General features: G+C 58.5%; 19 protein-coding genes. 15 read left to right on the top strand and 4 right to left on the bottom strand.

Annotation, left to right across the window (positions count from 1 at the left end; translation table 11 throughout):
* Nucleotides 1-69 precede the first annotated feature (69 nt).
* From FZZ92_RS07025 to FZZ92_RS07015, 3 genes are read left to right on the top strand one after another with little or no spacing between them, the layout of a single operon-like run.
* Nucleotides 70-978: an NAD(+) kinase gene (locus tag FZZ92_RS07025; RefSeq protein WP_226397830.1), complete on the top strand. Its 909-nt coding sequence runs from the start codon at nucleotides 70-72 to the stop codon at nucleotides 976-978.
* On the top strand, nucleotides 975-1,652 hold the full coding sequence (locus FZZ92_RS07020; protein WP_226397829.1) for a winged helix-turn-helix domain-containing protein: 678 nt from the start codon (nucleotides 975-977) through the stop codon (nucleotides 1,650-1,652). Before FZZ92_RS07025 ends, FZZ92_RS07020 begins: the two co-directional genes overlap by 4 nt.
* A gap of 6 nt (nucleotides 1,653-1,658) precedes the next feature.
* Complete coding sequence (locus FZZ92_RS07015) at nucleotides 1,659-2,177, top strand: DUF192 domain-containing protein (RefSeq protein ID WP_226397828.1); 519 nt, start codon at nucleotides 1,659-1,661, stop codon at nucleotides 2,175-2,177.
* On the opposite strand, the gene cbiE is transcribed toward FZZ92_RS07015, so the two are convergent.
* On the bottom strand, nucleotides 2,109-3,368 hold the full coding sequence (gene cbiE, locus FZZ92_RS07010; protein ID WP_226397827.1) for a precorrin-6y C5,15-methyltransferase (decarboxylating) subunit CbiE: 1,260 nt from the start codon (nucleotides 3,366-3,368) through the stop codon (nucleotides 2,109-2,111). The genes FZZ92_RS07015 and cbiE overlap by 69 nt on opposite strands.
* Before the next feature lie 32 nt (nucleotides 3,369-3,400).
* Here cbiE and FZZ92_RS07005 point away from each other — a divergent pair, with 32 nt between their 5' ends.
* The 3 genes from FZZ92_RS07005 to FZZ92_RS06995 are packed head-to-tail and all read left to right on the top strand — an operon-like array spanning nucleotide 3,401 to nucleotide 7,271.
* Nucleotides 3,401-4,474 (top strand): sulfotransferase, encoded by a 1,074-nt coding sequence (locus FZZ92_RS07005; RefSeq protein WP_226422900.1) that lies wholly within the window; start codon nucleotides 3,401-3,403, stop codon nucleotides 4,472-4,474.
* Nucleotides 4,471-4,713 carry a hypothetical protein gene (locus tag FZZ92_RS07000; RefSeq protein ID WP_115092861.1) on the top strand — a complete coding sequence of 81 codons (243 nt, stop codon included), beginning with the start codon at nucleotides 4,471-4,473 and terminating at the stop codon, nucleotides 4,711-4,713. The genes FZZ92_RS07005 and FZZ92_RS07000 overlap by 4 nt, the downstream gene beginning before the upstream one ends.
* A gap of 59 nt (nucleotides 4,714-4,772) precedes the next feature.
* The gene (locus FZZ92_RS06995; RefSeq protein WP_226422899.1) at nucleotides 4,773-7,271 is read left to right on the top strand and encodes a GH116 family glycosyl hydrolase; all 2,499 of its coding nucleotides are present in this window, start codon (nucleotides 4,773-4,775) and stop codon (nucleotides 7,269-7,271) included.
* On the opposite strand, the gene FZZ92_RS06990 is transcribed toward FZZ92_RS06995, so the two are convergent.
* The gene (locus FZZ92_RS06990; protein ID WP_226422898.1) at nucleotides 7,190-8,170 is read right to left on the bottom strand and encodes a helix-turn-helix transcriptional regulator; all 981 of its coding nucleotides are present in this window, start codon (nucleotides 8,168-8,170) and stop codon (nucleotides 7,190-7,192) included. The genes FZZ92_RS06995 and FZZ92_RS06990 overlap by 82 nt on opposite strands.
* 71 nt (nucleotides 8,171-8,241) lie before the next feature.
* Here FZZ92_RS06990 and FZZ92_RS06985 point away from each other — a divergent pair, with 71 nt between their 5' ends.
* From FZZ92_RS06985 to FZZ92_RS06970, 4 genes are all read left to right on the top strand, one after another.
* Nucleotides 8,242-8,730 (top strand): DUF3122 domain-containing protein, encoded by a 489-nt coding sequence (locus FZZ92_RS06985; RefSeq protein WP_115092858.1) that lies wholly within the window; start codon nucleotides 8,242-8,244, stop codon nucleotides 8,728-8,730.
* Entirely contained in the window at nucleotides 8,730-9,794 is a 1,065-nt protein-coding gene (gene ribD, locus FZZ92_RS06980) for a bifunctional diaminohydroxyphosphoribosylaminopyrimidine deaminase/5-amino-6-(5-phosphoribosylamino)uracil reductase RibD (RefSeq protein ID WP_226423010.1), read from the top strand. Before FZZ92_RS06985 ends, ribD begins: the two co-directional genes overlap by 1 nt.
* A 111-nt stretch (nucleotides 9,795-9,905) precedes the next feature.
* Nucleotides 9,906-10,337, top strand: a complete 432-nt coding sequence (locus FZZ92_RS06975) for a hypothetical protein (protein WP_226422897.1) — start codon at nucleotides 9,906-9,908, stop codon at nucleotides 10,335-10,337.
* A 50-nt stretch (nucleotides 10,338-10,387) separates the two neighbouring features.
* On the top strand, nucleotides 10,388-10,840 hold the full coding sequence (locus FZZ92_RS06970) for an MAPEG family protein (RefSeq protein WP_226422896.1): 453 nt from the start codon (nucleotides 10,388-10,390) through the stop codon (nucleotides 10,838-10,840).
* A gap of 150 nt (nucleotides 10,841-10,990) precedes the next feature.
* Here FZZ92_RS06970 and FZZ92_RS13125 read toward each other — a convergent pair whose 3' ends face one another.
* Nucleotides 10,991-11,122, bottom strand: coding sequence for a hypothetical protein (locus FZZ92_RS13125; RefSeq protein WP_255614156.1), 132 nt, complete (start codon nucleotides 11,120-11,122; stop codon nucleotides 10,991-10,993).
* Between the two features lie 45 nt (nucleotides 11,123-11,167).
* Here FZZ92_RS13125 and FZZ92_RS06965 point away from each other — a divergent pair, with 45 nt between their 5' ends.
* Both FZZ92_RS06965 and FZZ92_RS06960 read left to right on the top strand, forming a co-directional pair.
* The gene (locus tag FZZ92_RS06965; protein WP_226397820.1) at nucleotides 11,168-11,464 is read left to right on the top strand and encodes a hypothetical protein; all 297 of its coding nucleotides are present in this window, start codon (nucleotides 11,168-11,170) and stop codon (nucleotides 11,462-11,464) included.
* Between the two features lie 342 nt (nucleotides 11,465-11,806).
* Nucleotides 11,807-12,061 carry a hypothetical protein gene (locus tag FZZ92_RS06960; RefSeq protein WP_226406498.1) on the top strand — a complete coding sequence of 85 codons (255 nt, stop codon included), beginning with the start codon at nucleotides 11,807-11,809 and terminating at the stop codon, nucleotides 12,059-12,061.
* A 67-nt stretch (nucleotides 12,062-12,128) separates the two neighbouring features.
* On the opposite strand, the gene FZZ92_RS06955 is transcribed toward FZZ92_RS06960, so the two are convergent.
* The gene (locus tag FZZ92_RS06955; protein WP_226422895.1) at nucleotides 12,129-12,638 is read right to left on the bottom strand and encodes a hypothetical protein; all 510 of its coding nucleotides are present in this window, start codon (nucleotides 12,636-12,638) and stop codon (nucleotides 12,129-12,131) included.
* Nucleotides 12,639-12,866: 228 nt separating this feature from the next.
* On the opposite strand from FZZ92_RS06955, the gene FZZ92_RS06950 reads away from it, so the two are divergent.
* The 3 genes from FZZ92_RS06950 (at nucleotide 12,867) to FZZ92_RS06940 (ending at nucleotide 16,920) form a co-directional block, all read left to right on the top strand.
* Nucleotides 12,867-13,067, top strand: coding sequence for a hypothetical protein (locus tag FZZ92_RS06950; RefSeq protein WP_115023659.1), 201 nt, complete (start codon nucleotides 12,867-12,869; stop codon nucleotides 13,065-13,067).
* Between the two features lie 347 nt (nucleotides 13,068-13,414).
* Nucleotides 13,415-13,615, top strand: a complete 201-nt coding sequence (locus FZZ92_RS06945; RefSeq protein WP_226422894.1) for a hypothetical protein — start codon at nucleotides 13,415-13,417, stop codon at nucleotides 13,613-13,615.
* Nucleotides 13,616-16,086: 2,471 nt separating this feature from the next.
* Nucleotides 16,087-16,920, top strand: a complete 834-nt coding sequence (locus tag FZZ92_RS06940) for a PfkB family carbohydrate kinase (RefSeq protein WP_226423009.1) — start codon at nucleotides 16,087-16,089, stop codon at nucleotides 16,918-16,920.
* Nucleotides 16,921-16,942: the final 22 nt, after the last annotated feature.

Genomic DNA, 16,942 nt, shown 5'->3' with positions numbered 1-16,942 from the left:
CCAGATCACGGACGGATGGGCGCATGCCAAGTCCCATAAGCTGAACCTGTTCTTTACAGGCTGCGATCAGTGCCCCGGATCGGACTGATCGTCAATGACGGCAAGCCGCTGGCGGTGCAGACGGCGGACACCATTCAGCAGCGCCTGGAGGCAGCCGGCCATGCCGTGGAGCGCGCCAGCAGCTCTGGGGGCATGGTTGGCTTTGCCAATCCCGATCAGCATCTACGTCTGAGGGGCTACGGCGCCTGCGTGCCTCAGGGTTTCGACCAATCGATGGTGTTGGCCATCGTGCTCGGTGGTGACGGCACGGTTCTCTCCGCAGCGCGTCAGACCGCCCCTGTCGGGATCCCGATTCTCACGATCAATACAGGTCATCTGGGATTTCTGGCGGAGGCCTATCTCGACGATCTCGACCGGGCCCTCGAAGTGGTGCTCACCCAGCAATGGACGATTGAAGAACGCAGCAACCTCGTGGTGAGTGTGATGCGGGGTGATCAGCGCCGCTGGGAGGCGCTGTCCCTCAACGAAATGGCGCTGCATCGTGAGCCGCTTACAAGCATGTGTCATTTCGAGATCGCCATTGGTCGTCATGCCCCGGTGGACATTGCTGCCGATGGTGTGATCCTCTCCACGCCGACGGGATCCACGGCCTATGCCCTCAGCTCCGGTGGGCCGGTGATCACGCCCGATTGTCCGGTGCTGCAACTCACCCCGATCGCGCCCCATTCCCTGGCGTCCCGCGCTCTGGTCTTCAGTGACCGCGAACCTGTCACGGTGTTTCCGGCCACGCCGGAGCGCCTGATGATGGTGGTGGACGGCAGTGCTGGTTGCTATGTCTGGCCCGAAGATCGGGTGTTAATTCGTCGTAGCGACAATCCCGTGCGCTTTGTGCGCCTCGCCGACCATGAGTTCTTCCAGGTGCTGCGCAACAAACTGGGTTGGGGTCTGCCCCACATCGCTAAACCTGAGCGGGAATGAACGCTGATCCCCTGTTGCTGTTGGCAGGCCCGTCGGCGATATCCCTGGCGCCCCGTCTGGCTGCATCCGGCTACGCCACCCTCGACTGGCTCAGTGCCGGGCCTTCGGCCCATGCCCCTGAACCGGGTGAATCCCCTGTGGCTGCCGTGCTGGCGGCCGATCAGGCCGCTTTGATTCAGGATCTGCGCAACCGTTTCGGGGCCATGCCGATCCTGCTGGACCTGGAACGCGACAGCGTTGAAGCACGCGCCGCCTGCCTTGGAACCGGCGCCGACGATTTCTGGCTGTCGGAGATCGGGCCCAGCGATCTGTTGTTGCGTCTGCGCTTGCACCGCACGATTCAGCAGCGGTCGGGTCAGCGCCCGGCGCTGCTTCAGCTCGATGATCTCAGCGTTGATCCCACCAGCCGAACGGTGCGCCGGGGAGGGCGTGTGGTGGCGTTGACGGCCCGTGAATTCATGCTTCTGCAGGTGCTGTTGCGGCGGCGGGGCCAGGTGTTGAGTCGCGACGCGTTGCTCCGGGAGGTCTGGCAAGGGGAGCGGTCCAGTAGCAATGTCGTTGAGGTGTACGTGCGTTATCTGCGCCAGAAGCTGGAGGCCGGCGGTGAGCGCCGTCTGCTGCACACCGTGCGCGGCCGGGGCTACTGCCTTGGCCAGGTGTTGCCGGAGGCTTGAGCGGTCATGGATGCTCTGCCCTCTGAGCCGCCCCCACAGTGGCTGCCGATTGCCGCCCGCTGGTGTGTGGAGAACCAGCGCTGCATCGATCTCGAGGTGGCCCGCAGTTCGGAGCAGCAGCGGCTGGGGTTGGTGCAACGGCCGGCCCTGCCGCCTTTGCGGGGCATGTGGTTCCCCTTCTCCACGCCTCAACCGCAGCGGTTCTGGATGTTCAACACCCTCGCTCCTCTGGACATGATCTTTGTGCGAGATGGACGCGTGCTCGATCTGGTCCGGGCTGTTCCAACCTGTGCTGCGTTGCCTTGTCGCTCCTACGCCGCTGATGCGGATGGCAACGGACGAGCCGATTTTGTCGATGCGGTGATCGAAATCGGTGCGGGGGAGGCTCAACGCCTTGGGATTGACATCGGAGATCCGGTTCAGATTGAGCCGTTATGTCTTCGGACTGAGGCTGTTTCAGCTCCGCTTCGTTCCAGTCACGATCAAGGTTGGGTTCATCGGAGCCAGGCGTGTGCCGTCCCCTAGTGGTTGTCCTCGCCAGGCCTGCAGCTGTTGCACGCGCACCGCTAACCCGGCGTTCTCGAGCAGGGGCCGAACGCTGGCTAACCCCTCCAGGCTGGCCAGGGGAATCACGACAACGCCTCCAGACCGCAGACGCTCCACAACCAGCTGCAGCAAGCGCTCCCGTTGCGCCCCTCCGCCTCCGAGCAGAACACGATCTGGATGGCTGAGCTCCTTGGGAAGGGCGCCATTCATGACCTGGATGGCGTCTGCTTCCAGCACTACTGCGGGGCTGACGCCGAGCCGTTGCGCATTGCGCTGGATCAGTTGAGCGCCACCGGCGCGCCGTTCCACTGCCAGCAGTTGCAGCTGTGGACGCAGACGCAGAGCTTCCAATCCGACGCTGCCGGTGCCCGCCCCCAGATCCCAGAGCACGCCGTGCTCAGGCAAGGCGAGTTCGGCCAGCAGTTGGACGCGCACCTCCCGCTTGGTCATCAGTCCGGGGTGATCGCTGTGCTGCAGGTAGAGCCCGTCATCGAGCCCGAACAACGGCAGCTCATGCAGATCCGGCACGGCGGGTTCCCGTGCGATTAGCAGTGCAATCAGCAGCGGATGCAGATCCTCCGGCAGGGCCGTGCCTGGGGCGATCTGCTGCACCCGCTCATCGGCGTGCCCGAGGTTTTCGCAGAGCCACAGGTCTGTGCTGGCTTCAAGGCCGCTGCTGCGCAACATCCGCTGCACGGTGCTAGCGCCACCCTGGTTGGGGTCCGTCAATACCGCCACGGCCGCCGGTCGTTTTTGCAAGGCGCTGGCCAGGATCTCGGGGTCCCGTCCATGCAGGCTGACCCAGTCGGCGTCCTGCCAGGGGCGACCGATGCGGGCGAAGGCCAGTTGCAGCGATGTGGGGGCGGGATGAAACCGAAGCCGCTCCGCACCGATGCGGTCGCAAAGGATGCGCCCTAGGCCGAACCAGAGCGGATCACCGCTGGCGAGCACCACCACAGATTGTGCCGCCGGTCTTGATTGCAGGCTGCCCACGAGAGCCCGCGGGTCGTCGCTGCTGATCAGTTCCTGCAGGTCGTCCCCCAGCCACTCCCTTACAGCGGCTTGCAACCGTTGTGGCGCAGCAATCAGCGCGGCAGTCCGCAGCAGCTTCTGCTGTGGAGCGGGCAGCGAGGCTGGAGCCCCCGCGTCGGTACCGATCACATCGATCATCCCGTCATTCTGGTGTCAGGGTTTGTGGGGCTATGGCACGGGGAGACTTGCTGTGGGATCGCTTGGTTGCTGGAGGCTTCGTCCGCCCTGCGGTGCTGCTTCGAGGCTTGCAGCTTCGTCGCCCGGCACTCTCCTGCTGGAGGGTGAGCTTGGTGATGGGGATCAGTGGGCTGATGGTTGAGCCCCTGGCTTGGGTGCAGTCATGGCTTTTTGCACATCGTTTGCACAAGGCTGAGCTCCCGGATGATCCGATTGTGGTGATTGGTCACTGGCGCAGTGGCACGACGTATCTGCATCAGTTGCTGGCCTCTGATCCCACGCTGGCGACGGCACGCAATTCGCTGACCATGGCGCCGCAGGTGGCGTTGCTGCTCAAACCCTGGATTCGTTCGGTACTCAAAGCGTTCATGACGCGGCAGCGGCCGATCGATGCGGTGCCCTGGGGACCGGACGATCCCCAGGAAGATGAGGTTGGTCTGGCACGACTCACCATGGACACCAACATGGCGGGGATGGCTTTCCCACAGGCCTACACATGGTTTTTCCGTCGCAACGTTCTGGGGTTGTCCCGTGCGTTTGAGCGAGAGTGGCTGCTCTTCACCAAGCTCACCTGGCTCCACGACGGCCCGGGCAAGACTGGTCTGCTGATCAAGAACAGTGCTCATTCCGCCCGGGTGGAGCTGGTGCTGCGGCATTTCCCCAAGGCGCGGTTCGTGGTGCTGTCTCGTGATCCGCAGGCTTCGATCCGTTCGCTGGTTCAGGTGAAGCAGCGATTGGGTGGCTTGGTGGGGCTCCAGCCCGTGCCCGATGCCGTGACCCAGGTGGAGGAAACGGTGGCGGCCCATCGCCAGCTGCTCCAGGCCTTTGAGGCGTCTCGGCATCGGATCCCTCAGGGTCAGTTGATTGAGCTGCCCTACGACACGCTGGTCAGCCAACCCCTTGCGGCGGTGAAGCGGATTTATGACGAACTTGGGCTCAGCAGTTGGTTCGTGGCGGAGGCACCGATTCAGGCTCGGATTGCCCAAGCTCGGAGCTACATCGCCGATCCTGTGCCCCTGCCCGTTGAAGCGCAACAGCGCCTGCACGACTTGATGGAGGTGGCATGACCCCATCCCACGATCGCCGTCAGCGTTTGCATGAACTTGTGATCGCCCTGATTGCGCGGGAGGACGATCTCCCCTTGCTCGATCCTGATCAGCCCGACCTTGAGGGGGCGGCCCCCGGTCGTTGGCTGGATCAGAACCGGCGCAGCCTCCAGCGTTACCAATCCTTGGTTCGCACGGCGGTCACGCTGGATGCCCTGCTCGACGCCGAGGACAATCCATCACCCTTGTCCACGGGCTGATCTGAACCGCTGGCTGATCGCGGTAAACCTGGCAATCTGGGGCGACTCTCGGCCCCTGCATGGCTTCGTTCGGTTGGTCCGCTCTGAACTCCCTGCTGGGCCGCGGCGCCAAAACCTCCAATTGGCAACCACCGGAGGCCTGCTGGAGCCATCCCTTCGGCCTGGGCTGGGATAAGCCCTACACAGTTCGCTACGCCAGCAACCTCGATGACGGGCCCAACCACGGCATGCCGCTTGGGGGCTTCGGGGCGGGCTGCTTCGGTCGTGCCCCCGACGGCAACATCAACCTCTGGCACCTCGATGGTGGTGAGCACTGGTTCGGTGTATTACCCGACTGCCAGTTCGCTCTGTTTGAGGGGAATGGTCGGGGCAAGCGGGCTCATGCCCTGGCGGTTCAGCCCCATCAGGATGCGTCGCGTCCGGAGGCTGGCCAGCCCCTAAAGGCCTGGGAGTGGTATCCGGCCAGCACGCCGGAACGCAGCACCGGCACCTACGCCGCCCGTTACCCGCTGAGTTGGACCAGCTACGAGGGGGTTTATGACGCCGAGGTGCGATGTGAGGCCTTCAGTCCGATCCTGCCTGGGGACTATCAGCGCACCAGTTATCCGGTCGCGGTGTTCGTCTGGACGCTGCGCAATCCCACCGACCAGCCTCTGGATTTGTCGTTGTTGTTGAGTTGGCGCAACACCACGGGCTGGTTCACCAACACCGATGCCTCGGCCGAGGTTCACTTCCGCGATGACGGAAGCCCCGAGCACAATTACGCCCCGGCCATCGGCATGACCAACGGTCAGCGCAATCGTTGCGTTGAGGATGGCTCCCTCAAGGGGGTGGTGCTGGAGGGCAACGTCTCCAAACCCGTCGCCGAAGGCGAGGGGCAGTGGTGCATCGCCACGGCCGAGCAGCCGGGTGTGACCGTCCAGCGCTGTAGCCGATGGAATCCCAGCGGCGATGGCCGTGAGTTGTGGGACAGCTTCAGTGCCGATGGCTCCATCCCCGAGAGCAACAACGATCGACGCAGTGGATCCGATGATCCCCTCAGCGCGGCTCTGGCGGTGCAGTGTCAGCTGGCTCCCGGGCAGAGCATCGAGATCCCGGTGGTGATTAGCTGGGATCTTCCCGTGACGGCTTTTGCAACCGGCAGCCAAGCTCTGCGCCGCTATACCGACTTCTTCGGTGCTGATGGCAACCAGGCGGTTGCCATTGCGGCTGAAGCGCTGCGCGACTGGCAGACGTGGCGCCAGCAGATCGAGGCCTGGCAGCAGCCGGTGCTGCAACGCCAGAACTTGCCGGAACCGCTGCGGATGGCTCTGTTCAATGAGCTCTACGACCTCTGCAGTGGCGGCAGTCTCTGGAGCGCGGCCTCACCCGATGATCCCCACGGCCGCTTCGGCGTTTTGGAGTGCCTCGACTACGCCTGGTACGAGAGTCTTGATGTTCGTCTCTATGGATCCTTTGCGTTGCTGCAGCTCTGGCCCGAGCTCGACAAGGCCGTGTTGCGCAGTTTTGCCCGGGCGATTCCGGCGGCGGATGCCACGCAGCGGCCGATCGGTTGGTATTTCACCCAGGGCAAAGGCCGGGTGGAGGCAGACCGCAAGGTGAAGGGAGCCACGCCCCATGATCTGGGGGCTCCCAACGAGATTCCCTGGGATGCAACCAACTACACCGCTTATCAGGACTGCAACCTCTGGAAAGATCTCGGCAGTGATTTTGTTCTGCAGGTTTGGCGCACGTTCAAGCTGGCGCCCAGCGGTGAAGACATTCGTTTCTTGGCCGACTGCTGGCCGGCGGCTGTCGAGGCTCTCCGCTACCTCAAGACCTTCGACGTCAACGATGATGGATTGCCCGACAACGGCGGTGCTCCAGATCAGACCTTCGATGACTGGCCTCTGAAGGGGGTGAGTGCCTATTGCGGTGCCCTCTGGATCGCGGCTCTCGAGGCTGCTCTTGCCATTGCCCAGACTCTGCAGCTCAAGACAGGTCTTGATACCTCAGCCGAGCAGAAGCAATTCAGCGGTTGGTTGGAGCAATCCCGTGGCAACTTCGACAAGTTGCTCTGGAACGGCGAGTACTACGACATCGATGCCGAGAGCGGCACGCCGGTGGTCATGGCCGATCAGCTTTGCGGAGATTTCTACGCACGCTTGTTAGGTCTTCCGCCGGTGGTGAGTGACAGCAACAGTCTCAGCACGTTGAAGGCTGTCAAAGAGGCTTGTTTCGAGGCCTTTGATGGCGGATCCCTTGGTGTAGCCAACGGCTTACGCCGGGATGGCACTCCGTTGGATCCCAATGGCACCCACCCCCTGGAGGTGTGGACGGGGATCAACTTCGGGATTGCCAGCTACTACCGATTGATGGGCGAGAAGCAGACGGCGGAAGCCATCTGCTCCGCGGTGGTCGAGCAGGTGTATTCCGGCGGCTTGCAGTTCCGCACCCCTGAAGCCATCACTGCTGTGAACACCTACCGGGCCTGTCATTACCTCCGGGCCATGGCCATCTGGGGGCTCTGGGCGACCGAGACCGACTGGAGTCCAATCCCCGGATCGGATGCCCGTTGAAGTGTCGCTCTTGGGGATTCTCCGAATTGGTTGCGGTAATCCCGAGCGAAGTGATTGCGACTTTGAAAGCCGTAATGGGAGGCAACCTCTTGCACGGTTCGACAGCGGATGGCGTGTTGCACGTCCGGCTCTCCCAGGGCGTGTTGCACCTGAGCGAGCCGGATCTGTTTGAGCAGCGCCATGGGACCGGTGCCGAAGGTCTGACGACAGTGCTGAACGATGGAGGAACGTGAGGCAAAGATCGTTGCGCTTAGATCGTCAAGCGTGATGGCCTGGCGGCTGTTCTCGAACCCCCATCTGACCAGATCCTTCATTAGGGCGGTCCCCACGCCGAGTTCACCACTCGCTGTTCCCTTCAGCTCATGCGGTGTCAAGGCTTCAAGCATCGCGACCTCGACCAGATCCTCCTGGGCCACTCCCATCAGTTGGTCCTGGATTAACGCGCTGATTTCTTGAAACCGTTGGGGGTGGAGGTTGGCGGAATTGGAACCATGGATGACCTCAATCACTTGGTGGTCGCCGGTGGTGGTGGCGAGCTGTTCAAGCCTTGTCTGCGAGACGAGCGCCACCTGGATGTGAGCCCCTGACGGAAGCAGAAAAAAAGTGTCTGTCAGGCCTGCATGAAAACCATGAAGGGAGCCCGGATGAGTTTCCTCGCCACGAACCACCGGCTGCTGATCGGTGGTGTTCAAGCTGATGGGCAACATCCCCGGGCGCCTGTTGCCGTGAAGCACTAGGTCTTGATTGGTCTGGATCGACAAGACCGGCAGCTGCCGCGAACCACCCAGGTGGAAGACTCCATCGAGAGCGCCCTGGCTCAATTGAGCCACATCCATCTCAAAGCCGAGTGTTCGGAGGGTCGCGCCGAGGCCCCGAGCTGAGTTGAAGTCGAGCTTCATTGGTCAATTGTTGGTCAAACTCACCTGTTGGGATGATTTGTTGTGAGAATTCTCTGACTGATTTTTCCGGTATGCGCCGTCTCCTGTGTTGTCTGATGGCCGCTCTTGGGCTGTTGTTGCTCACGCCAGGGATGGCCTGGGCCCAGGTTCACCAACACGAGAGTGAGACCGGCGTCGCCATGGTGCGCTCTCTGGAGAGCCTGCGGGATCTCGATTACGACAGCTGGCAGGCGGTGGCCTATCGCGAGGGGCCTCCTGGTCAGCCAGTTGTCTTGCGCGTTGTGGGCTATCCCGGAAGATTGCGTCTGGATCACCCGGTGGGTCTTCAGGTGCTGGCGGGTCGACGCGAATGGCTGCTGGATGACATCACCATGGCCAATCCGGTGCTGGCCACGGATGGTCGTGAGGCGGCGGCTGAATTTGCCCTCGATCCCTTGCTGAACGATCTCAGCAACAACCGGCCGCTTCGCTTGGCGTTGCCGGGAGTCTTCACCGAGTTGCCCGTACCTCCCTACGTCGTTGGTGAATGGCGCTCGCTGCAGGAACTTCCCCTCAGCTGATGTGGGAGATCTGGATGCGGCGGGCGCTGGCCCTGGCTGCCCTTGCCCAAGGTCACACCAGCCCCAATCCCCTGGTGGGGGCTTTGGTTCTGGATCGGGATGGGCGTCTGGTCGGCGAGGGGTTTCATGCGCGGGCCGGTGAAGCCCATGCCGAGGTGGGTGCCCTGCTGCAAGCCGGCGCTGCGGCACGTGGAGGGACCCTTGTGGTGACCTTGGAACCTTGCTGCCATCACGGCCGCACTCCCCCCTGCAGTGAGGCGGTGGTGCAAGCCGGTATCCGTCGTGTTGTGGTTGCTCTTGAGGATCCAGACCCTCGTGTGGATGGGGGGGGGATTCGCCAACTGCGTGAGGCTGGCCTGGAGGTGATCAGCGGAGTGCTGCGCGACGAGGCCCTGCAGCAGAACAGGGCTTTCCTGCATCGCGTGCGCACCGGCAGGCCTTTCGGGATTCTGAAGTGGGCCATGAGCCTGGATGGTCGCACCGCCTTGCCCAATGGCGCTAGCCAATGGATCAGCGGCCCACCGGCGCGTGATTGGGTGCATCTGCTGCGCAGTGGCATGGATGCTGTGATCGTGGGGGGCGGCACGGTTCGCGTCGATGATCCGTTACTCACCAGCCGGGGCAGGCGTTCACCGGAACCGCTGCGGGTGGTCCTGAGCCGCAGTTTGGACTTACCGGATCAGGCGCAGCTCTGGAACACCGCGGTGGCTTCGACCCTGGTGGCCCATGGGCCCGATGCTGATCCCAATCGTCTGCCATGCGGCCCAGAGGGGCTTGGGCTTTCGGTCTGTGATCCGTTGCAGCTGATGGAGGTGCTGGCGCAGCGCGGTTGCAACCAAGTGCTGTGGGAATGCGGCCCCGAGTTGGCGGCCGCGGCGATCCGACAGGGCTGTGTGCAGGAGATTGCGGCGGTGGTGGCACCGAAGCTGATGGGGGGCACAGCAGCCCGCACTCCTCTGGGGGAGCTGGACTTCAGCGCCATGGATGAGGTGCTTCAGGGGGGATGGCACCAGTGCGAGCCGCTGGGGCAGGACTGGTTGCTGCGTTGGCGCAGCAGCTCCTGAATCCATTCCTCTTCAGTGAGTCTTCCTCTCAGGTGATGAACAACTTTGGGTCTCTAGTTCAGGGAACGATCGGATTGTTCTCGAACAATGCAGCTGTACAACGTGAGCTGCATGCACAATTCGGCATCAGCCCTCAAAATGAAATTTGAATCAAATGAATGTATGAAGGGCACTCAGGCCATGGCCTACGCCATGGGAACAATATTTATTCTTGGAGAAACAGCACGTCGAGGCCTTGATTATTTTGCGATCAATGCAACAACGATGCTTGAGGATTATGGGTCGGGAGTTTTGCTGATCCTTGCTGCTGCTGCATGCACTGCCAAGCTTGCACAGTCCACGATTTATTTGGCTGGTGCTTGGGGATATTCGGCAGGAGGAATGTTCGTGCCCTTCTTTGCGCACCTAGAAGCATATCTTCGTGGGGCGACTTTTCGGCCAGATCATCCCATTGAAGATATTAATGGGATTATTGTTAAAGGAGTGATATGGGGTATTTGCGTGGCGGCGTTCATCGCAAGCCTTCGTGAGACATCAAATTAAGTTGCTTTTGTGCCTAAAGTCTTTAGCATTGAAGAAGGCTTGATTTGTGAATGTTGATTTCAGATTTGTCGCAATCGACTGTTGCGAGTGCCGCGCCTTATCTGTGGTCGTTGGTGCTGTCGTTAGCCACGCTGCTGATCAGCATCCTCCTCCTCTACCTCGCTCGATTCAGCGCAAGGCTTGAAATCAAGGATCTGGCGGCTCTTCGTTCCATGTTTGATCGTTTTCCGGCGTGGGGAAAGCGTGCTAGTTGGGCACAGCAAAACAGTTTTGAAGCCTTCACGATCCATGCACCTGCGGCACTGCTTGCTGTTGTTGCTGTTTTGAACGGACAAACCCTTCCGTCCATCACCGTTGCGGTGGCTTTGGCGCATCCAGCGCTACGTGTTGCTTACATCAGTGCCTATCTCTTCAATGTTCCCATCGCTCGATCCGTGGCTTGGCTCCTGGGTCTGCTGTGCAGTGGAATTCTTTATGGCGTGGGATTGGCAGCCCTTGTATAGCGATCGATGTTGATAGCTCTTGAGGTGATTGAGGTGGATGTCTTTTGACTGGGTCTTGTCTGTGAGTCCACTGTCTGAGTTTCAAGTTGATTCGTTTTTGTTTTGTTTGCCAGCGTTCAAGGCTTTTGGCGTAGCGGCTTTGTTCTCTAGTTATTGCAGCTGATCTGTCGGAGTCTGTGCGCAGATCTGTGCGCATAGCTGATGCATCGGTTGCTCTTCCGTGCGCACACGCCAGATCTCCAGCAGCAGGTCGCGTTCCCGGTTAAGGGCGCCACGACGCACGGCAGGTGTAGAAGTCCGCAATGATGTTTAGAAACATTTGTCGATATGGCACCCACCAAGAGAGAGATCCTCGCCGCATCAGCAGGCTGGGTGGCCGTCACCTTGAACGTGGTGCCGGGTTTAGGCGCCGGGTACCTGTACCAGCGCCGCTGGAGGGCCTACTGGATTACATCTGCTCTGGCCACGACCTGGTTCGTGCTTGGGGCAGTGCTTGGGCAAGGAGCAGAGGGTGCCCAGGACATTCAAAACCAATTGGTTGGCCTGGTTGGGTTAATCGCTCTGGCGGCTGGAACAGCGGTTGAAGCCGGCTTAGCCGTGAAAAAATCTCGTGAAGAGAAATGAGAAGTTTTTGACGCGGCTTACTGAGCACAACCCAGTAATGGAGTGGGAAATCCCTAATGATTAACTTGTTTGGGGAAGATTTGCTTCTAAGTCAGTAAGTGAAAAGAGTGAAGGCTCAAAATGTGACTTCAAGTTGAAGCCATATGAATGCAGCAGTAATGCCTGCTTTGGAGCAGATTAAGCAATTAAAAGTGGGCAGAGCTGATTTCAGTGATGACATTCCAGGAATGTGCAGGGTTTAGGCGAGTTGATTCACGGAAAATGAAATTAATATGAGATCAGAGATAGATAGATGCTGAGGTTGGATCTAGTTGGTAGCATTAAGGATCTGGCTTGAAACAGTTGAACTCTGGCACCATTCGACGCCTCATTCTCACGCTGGCTACAGGGTATCTAACTGTATTTGGTGTTAGACAAATTCCTTACGAATTTCAGAACGAATGGCTAATTCTTGTTCCAGCGCTTATACTTGTTTATGCGTTGACGGTTTGGATTGAAGGTAAGATATTCAAGGATGATGCAGTTGTGATGTCAAAAAGTAATAAGCCTAGGCCTCAGATCAGCAAAGCCCCCAAGAAAGGGTTTGGATCTGACTGACTCCCAAAGCCTCGTGCACGCGGTTGTTATGGGGCGGTTGTCATGGCGAGGTTTCGCATAGTTATGGCTATTGGCTGATGGTTTGCTGATCGACTCTTATTCGCTCGGATCCTCCAAGTGTCACTCCTCGGGTCGCTAAGTCGTACATTTCTTGGTGAATATTCTTTGATTCATTCGTAAACCAATTCGTTAATTCCGGCGTCGTGCATTTTTTAGGTCCAAGGTCTATAAATCTATATTCAAGGGTAATGAAGTCGCCTTCCGGTGTTTTGTAGCCAAGCTCGAGAAGGATTAGGCCATTTGGAAAAGGGGTGTCGATCTGGGCTTGCGTGGCATGAAGTCCAATTTCAATGGATTTGTTAGCAATAGTTCCATCGCCTGATGCATCTCTGATTCTTATCATTAACGTCGTGCCTTGGTTCTGACTTATTAATTGCTGCGTCTGCTTTCTCAAGCCCCATTCGCAACTAATTGTATTGGACTTGGCCGAGGCTTTGAGGAAGGAGACGTCTCTCTTCAAGGTTTGGGTGTTTTTTTCTTGTCTTAACAGCCCTAGTTTTGAGAGAAGCCACTTCATGCTGCCTATTTTCGGTGAGACTTTTTTTAGCTTATTTGCTGGTGATGCTAAGAAATTCTTCTCAATGCTTAACTTGAGTATCTATTGCTACCAATAGTTCGCTGAATTCTCTTTGTCGCACCTATGGGGCTGGTCTCCATAGGCTGGAAAATTGGCGAACTGTGAGCGTTGTAACGCCATGGCTTTGATGATTAAAGCCATGACAAAGGGGCTTTCTTGGCAAGTTCAATGGCTTCAGAAGATCTGATTGCTCAGACCCCACGAGGTTCGTCCATTCAAAGAATCGACGACGGTAAATTTTTGGTATGTAATAGCGAGAATTTGTGCTTCTTCACCCGCAGCCTTTATCTGGCTGAAGAACAGCTGGAGGAGATGGAGCTTGGCTACCGCTTCCCTTACTCCACCAACTTCCGTGAGGTGAAAGTATGACTGGTGTAAGCAAGTTGGCTGGGCTCCATTGATTCCTGTGGGGAAGAGAAATGGGTTGAATGCACGTTTTGCGTTCACGCTTTGCATTCACTCTTCACCCCGTCGAAAGATGGGGTTTTTTAATGGTCACTGGATTGGTGGTGAAGAGCGCCACAACTCTCCTGCAGCTCATTTGGTCGCTGTCAGTGACTCATTTGAACGGTGCTGTCCCTATGGTCGCCGTCAAGGTGAATTTGGAGTCCCCAAGACCTCCATCCAATGGATCCACAGCCATTGGGCGCTGGTAACACCACTGACTCCCTTCTGACGATGCAGGGATTCAGATCAGCGTTGAACTGCTTTTAGAGATGCTGATGTCCATTGCCAAAGAACCTGCTCGGGTTGAGCTGTTGAGTTACACGCGACCTGACGGTGAAGAACTCGTTGGGCTTGCTGTGGAATTAGGCCAAGAGTCCAATGGTGGCGTTCAAGTATGGGTACTAATTGATTCAAATGTCGTCAACGACGTAACAGTGATCCCCTTGCAACAAGGTGGCTGCTGCGAATAAGTGGCTATAGCCATAGCTAGAGCAAGATTTGTTATTCCCGGCATGACCATCATCAGCACAGGGTTTGGGGTCATAAATCCCGTCTTTGTCCAAGGGGTTTTCTGGGCAAGCACGATGGCTACAGGGCTCACCAGGCATCCCTAGCCGACCGGCTTCTATGTCGGGGTGTTTCTACATGTGGCGTCGTCCATGCGTGGCATGGCCTGCAGGCTGACGACGTCTCTGCCTCGTCAGTGTTGACCGGAAACTGGGCTTGGCACGCCATCCCCACAATCGTTCGATCAGCCTCAGAAGGCAATAAGCACGACAGCTGATTGCCAGACCCTGCACCGCTGACGAGAGTGTGTTCATTGAGATCGGAGGAGCCCATGACGGCCGACACTCCACCGCAGCAAAACGCAGAAGTCGCCTGACTTTTCAAGCCACTGCTCCACAGGTTTTCTCACCATCCATGGGCTTGCCCTAAATCCCGGCACCGTCTCGTCGGGGGGCACTCACCAGAGTCAGAGAGTCCACCACCTGGAACCTTGGCCCCAGACGCTTGAAGAGCCCGACACTTCGCCTCTCGCCAGCAATGGCATGCGGCATGGCCCCTGTCTTGGGAAAGCGGGGGTGTCGGAAGCGAGCAATAGGAGAGGTCACCCCATTCCTGTCGTAGGTGGGCTGGCCTCTCAACCCCTGAACAACTCACGGGTTCAACATGCACAAACGAGCGAGCTAGGCCGTCTTTCCATCGGGAAGGGCGGCCTTCCTCGTTGAGGAGGATTTAGGCATTAAGCCTTAGCCACCGGCGAGAGAAAAAAACAGCAGACTCATGCAAACCCCAGAGGCTGCATGAAAGGACTCCACACGAACGTTGCTTACTTCAGTGGAACCGTTGCGATTGCAGTGCTTGTTATGGCTTTCGTCGTCAAAGCAACGGCCTAAGGCCCTAGACGCTGATCCGTTCCCGTGGGTACAAAGCCGCTGCAGTCCGCATGCAAACGGCTTTGCTCGGCCATGGCTTGCATCTCTGCGGCCCAACTTCTGTCGAATTCGACCCTGATGACGATTGTCTAGGAACAATCACCCCCAAAAACACAATCTGTCCCGCCGATAGCCATATCTCCTCAGATTTCAGCCACAGCACTGACTTATCAGGTCTTTTGAGCCATCTTTGACTCGGTGGAGCCTGAGTGGGGAAACTCAGCGTTGACGACCCTTCTTAGCAGGGTCGTCAATCCTCCACCCCATACCTCTATGCCCCTGCTTTTGGTTAGGGCTTGGAGAAGGTCTATTTAAAAGGTTGCGTTCTGTAGTAAGTGACGCGTAATTCCGGCAATTGCCAGGGATAAGAATGAAGAGCCGGTGGTTATGAATGCAGGGCTACCGGTGGCGGAACCGCATTACTTATCGCTCAGTGATGTGGTTTCGTCCTGTTGCAGTAAGCGACTGACTGATTCAGCCAGACTCCGGGCCATGCACTTTTAAAAGTGATATTTGCCAGGGCGATCCGCTCACAGCGTGTTCCTCTTGAATCCTCTTGAATCCCTAGGGAATGGTTCCGTTCGTTTTGCCCCTCGCTGGCTTGATATTGGTTGTCGCTGGAATCTTCTACGGGAACACCCCTCAGAACCAAGGCTGATGATGCCATGCGGATGCCGCACATAGAGCACAGGTGCGTTCTTTTTTGACCAGCATTGAATCGTCAGGAAGCGAAATCCTGAAAGCCGGCTTGTTCCACGCCCGACGAGAGGGGGTGAACCGCCCAATCTCCTGGGGTTGATTGGGCGGTCGCTCTTCTTTGCGCCAATCGGTTGCCAAAGCCAACGCGACGGCAGACCTCGTGGCAGCGCACAAGGTCTGATTAATCAAGCCAGGCTGCGTGAACTAGCTGAATACACCACCCAGTAAAAAGTGAAAGAAGATATATAAAACGACTCCGATTGAGAACGTTGGAATAGTAAATCCCATAGCCATCTCGCTTGCCAACTAAACCTTAATAGGCTGATTGCGGTGGTTCTGCATCATTGATCACACAAAACTTTTAGGAGCATTAATGCTTAGTCTGGTCATTGAAGCCTTCGACGCACGTCAATTTCATTTTGTGGCATTTGGCACATTTACCCCATGCTTACTGAGGCCATGATTTCTGTGCCAAGGATTTACTCATGGACTCCCAACAGAAGACATGCCACGAATTGAGCAAACAGCTCTCTGTCTATCGCGCATTCAACAATCAGACCGCAATAGCAGCAATCATGCGGCAAATGGCTGTGTCACATTGCCCCATCGGAGCATCCAAGCACCAGTAAGAGAAAGTTCGATAGGCACATAAAAGCCGGTTCATCACACCCGGTCCATGTGCAGATCAACCTGCCTATTGGCTGATATCTGACGCGCAAGAGGGCAGCACGACCCATCCCTCACCCCATCCTCTCTGGTGATTCGGGCTGCATCACCAGAGAGGATGGGGGTCCAGCCGTCTGGGACTGCCGTTGTCTTCCGCCTCAGCCCTGCCGCCCTTGCGCTTGGCCGTCGTCGGCCATGTCGAGTGGGTGGAATTTCTGGCGGTGGATCAATTGCCCCGACCCGGGGCCATTGGTCACGCCCTGCGGACCCTGCAGGAACCCGCCGGCGGTGGTGCTGTCGTTGCTGTGCAGATGGCACGGTTGCAGCAGCAGCCCGTCCAGTTCTTTACGGCCCTAGGCCGTGATTCGGTCGGCGAAGCCTGCGTTAAGCGGCTCGAACATTTGGGCCTTGAGGTGCATGTCGCCTGGAGGGAGGCACCAACCCGGCGGGGCCTGAGCTTGGTCGATGGTGAGGGGGACCGGGCGATCACCGTGATCGGCGAGCGGCTGACCCCATCACTCGACGATGACCTGCCCTGGGAGACCCTGGGCGAGTGCGACGGCCTCTTCGTCACGGCAGCTGACGCCCCTCTGTTGAAAGCCTGCCGCTCTGCTGCAGTCCTTGCCGCGACTCCGCGGGTTCGTTTGCCTGTGCTTCAACAGGCCAAGGTGTCCCTCGACGCCCTGATTGGCAGTGGGCTTGATCCGGGTGAGCGGGTGGAGCCGGAGCAGTTGAACCCAGCTCCCCACACGTTGATTCGCACGGAGGGTGCCGCAGGGGGCCTCAGTCGTCCTGGCGGGCGCTATAACCCAGCGCCACTCCCAGGGCCAGTGGTGGAGAGCTATGGCTGCGGAGACAGCTTTGCGGCGGGGGTGGTCACCGGCCTTGCCGCGCGATGGTCCTTGGCGAAGGCCATCGCTTTGGGTGCGCAGTGTGGTGCCGCCTGTGCGACGCGCTTTGGACCCTACGGCTAGTCAACTTGGACGGTTCGCCCTG

The sequence above is a fragment of the Synechococcus sp. MU1611 genome, from assembly GCF_020514255.1.
Classification (GTDB): Bacteria; Cyanobacteriota; Cyanobacteriia; order PCC-6307; family Cyanobiaceae; genus Parasynechococcus.
This window is presented reverse-complemented; position numbering and strand designations above follow the sequence as displayed.

What these genes read in the sequence shown, in the direction of transcription:
- FZZ92_RS07020 (WP_226397829.1), top strand. Translation starts at nt 975, where the DNA reads ATGAACGCTGATCCCCTGTTGCTGTTGGCAGGCCCGTCGGCGATATCC.
- FZZ92_RS07015 (WP_226397828.1), top strand. Translation starts at nt 1,659, where the DNA reads ATGGATGCTCTGCCCTCTGAGCCGCCCCCACAGTGGCTGCCGATTGCC.
- cbiE (WP_226397827.1), bottom strand. Translation starts at nt 3,368, where the DNA reads ATGATCGATGTGATCGGTACCGACGCGGGGGCTCCAGCCTCGCTGCCC.
- FZZ92_RS07005 (WP_226422900.1), top strand. Translation starts at nt 3,401, where the DNA reads ATGGCACGGGGAGACTTGCTGTGGGATCGCTTGGTTGCTGGAGGCTTC.
- FZZ92_RS07000 (WP_115092861.1), top strand. Translation starts at nt 4,471, where the DNA reads ATGACCCCATCCCACGATCGCCGTCAGCGTTTGCATGAACTTGTGATC.
- FZZ92_RS06995 (WP_226422899.1), top strand. Translation starts at nt 4,773, where the DNA reads ATGGCTTCGTTCGGTTGGTCCGCTCTGAACTCCCTGCTGGGCCGCGGC.
- FZZ92_RS06990 (WP_226422898.1), bottom strand. Translation starts at nt 8,170, where the DNA reads ATGAAGCTCGACTTCAACTCAGCTCGGGGCCTCGGCGCGACCCTCCGA.
- FZZ92_RS06985 (WP_115092858.1), top strand. Translation starts at nt 8,242, where the DNA reads ATGCGCCGTCTCCTGTGTTGTCTGATGGCCGCTCTTGGGCTGTTGTTG.
- ribD (WP_226423010.1), top strand. Translation starts at nt 8,730, where the DNA reads ATGTGGGAGATCTGGATGCGGCGGGCGCTGGCCCTGGCTGCCCTTGCC.
- FZZ92_RS06975 (WP_226422897.1), top strand. Translation starts at nt 9,906, where the DNA reads ATGCACAATTCGGCATCAGCCCTCAAAATGAAATTTGAATCAAATGAA.
- FZZ92_RS06970 (WP_226422896.1), top strand. Translation starts at nt 10,388, where the DNA reads ATGTTGATTTCAGATTTGTCGCAATCGACTGTTGCGAGTGCCGCGCCT.
- FZZ92_RS06965 (WP_226397820.1), top strand. Translation starts at nt 11,168, where the DNA reads ATGGCACCCACCAAGAGAGAGATCCTCGCCGCATCAGCAGGCTGGGTG.
- FZZ92_RS06955 (WP_226422895.1), bottom strand. Translation starts at nt 12,638, where the DNA reads ATGAAGTGGCTTCTCTCAAAACTAGGGCTGTTAAGACAAGAAAAAAAC.
- FZZ92_RS06950 (WP_115023659.1), top strand. Translation starts at nt 12,867, where the DNA reads ATGGCTTCAGAAGATCTGATTGCTCAGACCCCACGAGGTTCGTCCATT.
- FZZ92_RS06945 (WP_226422894.1), top strand. Translation starts at nt 13,415, where the DNA reads ATGCTGATGTCCATTGCCAAAGAACCTGCTCGGGTTGAGCTGTTGAGT.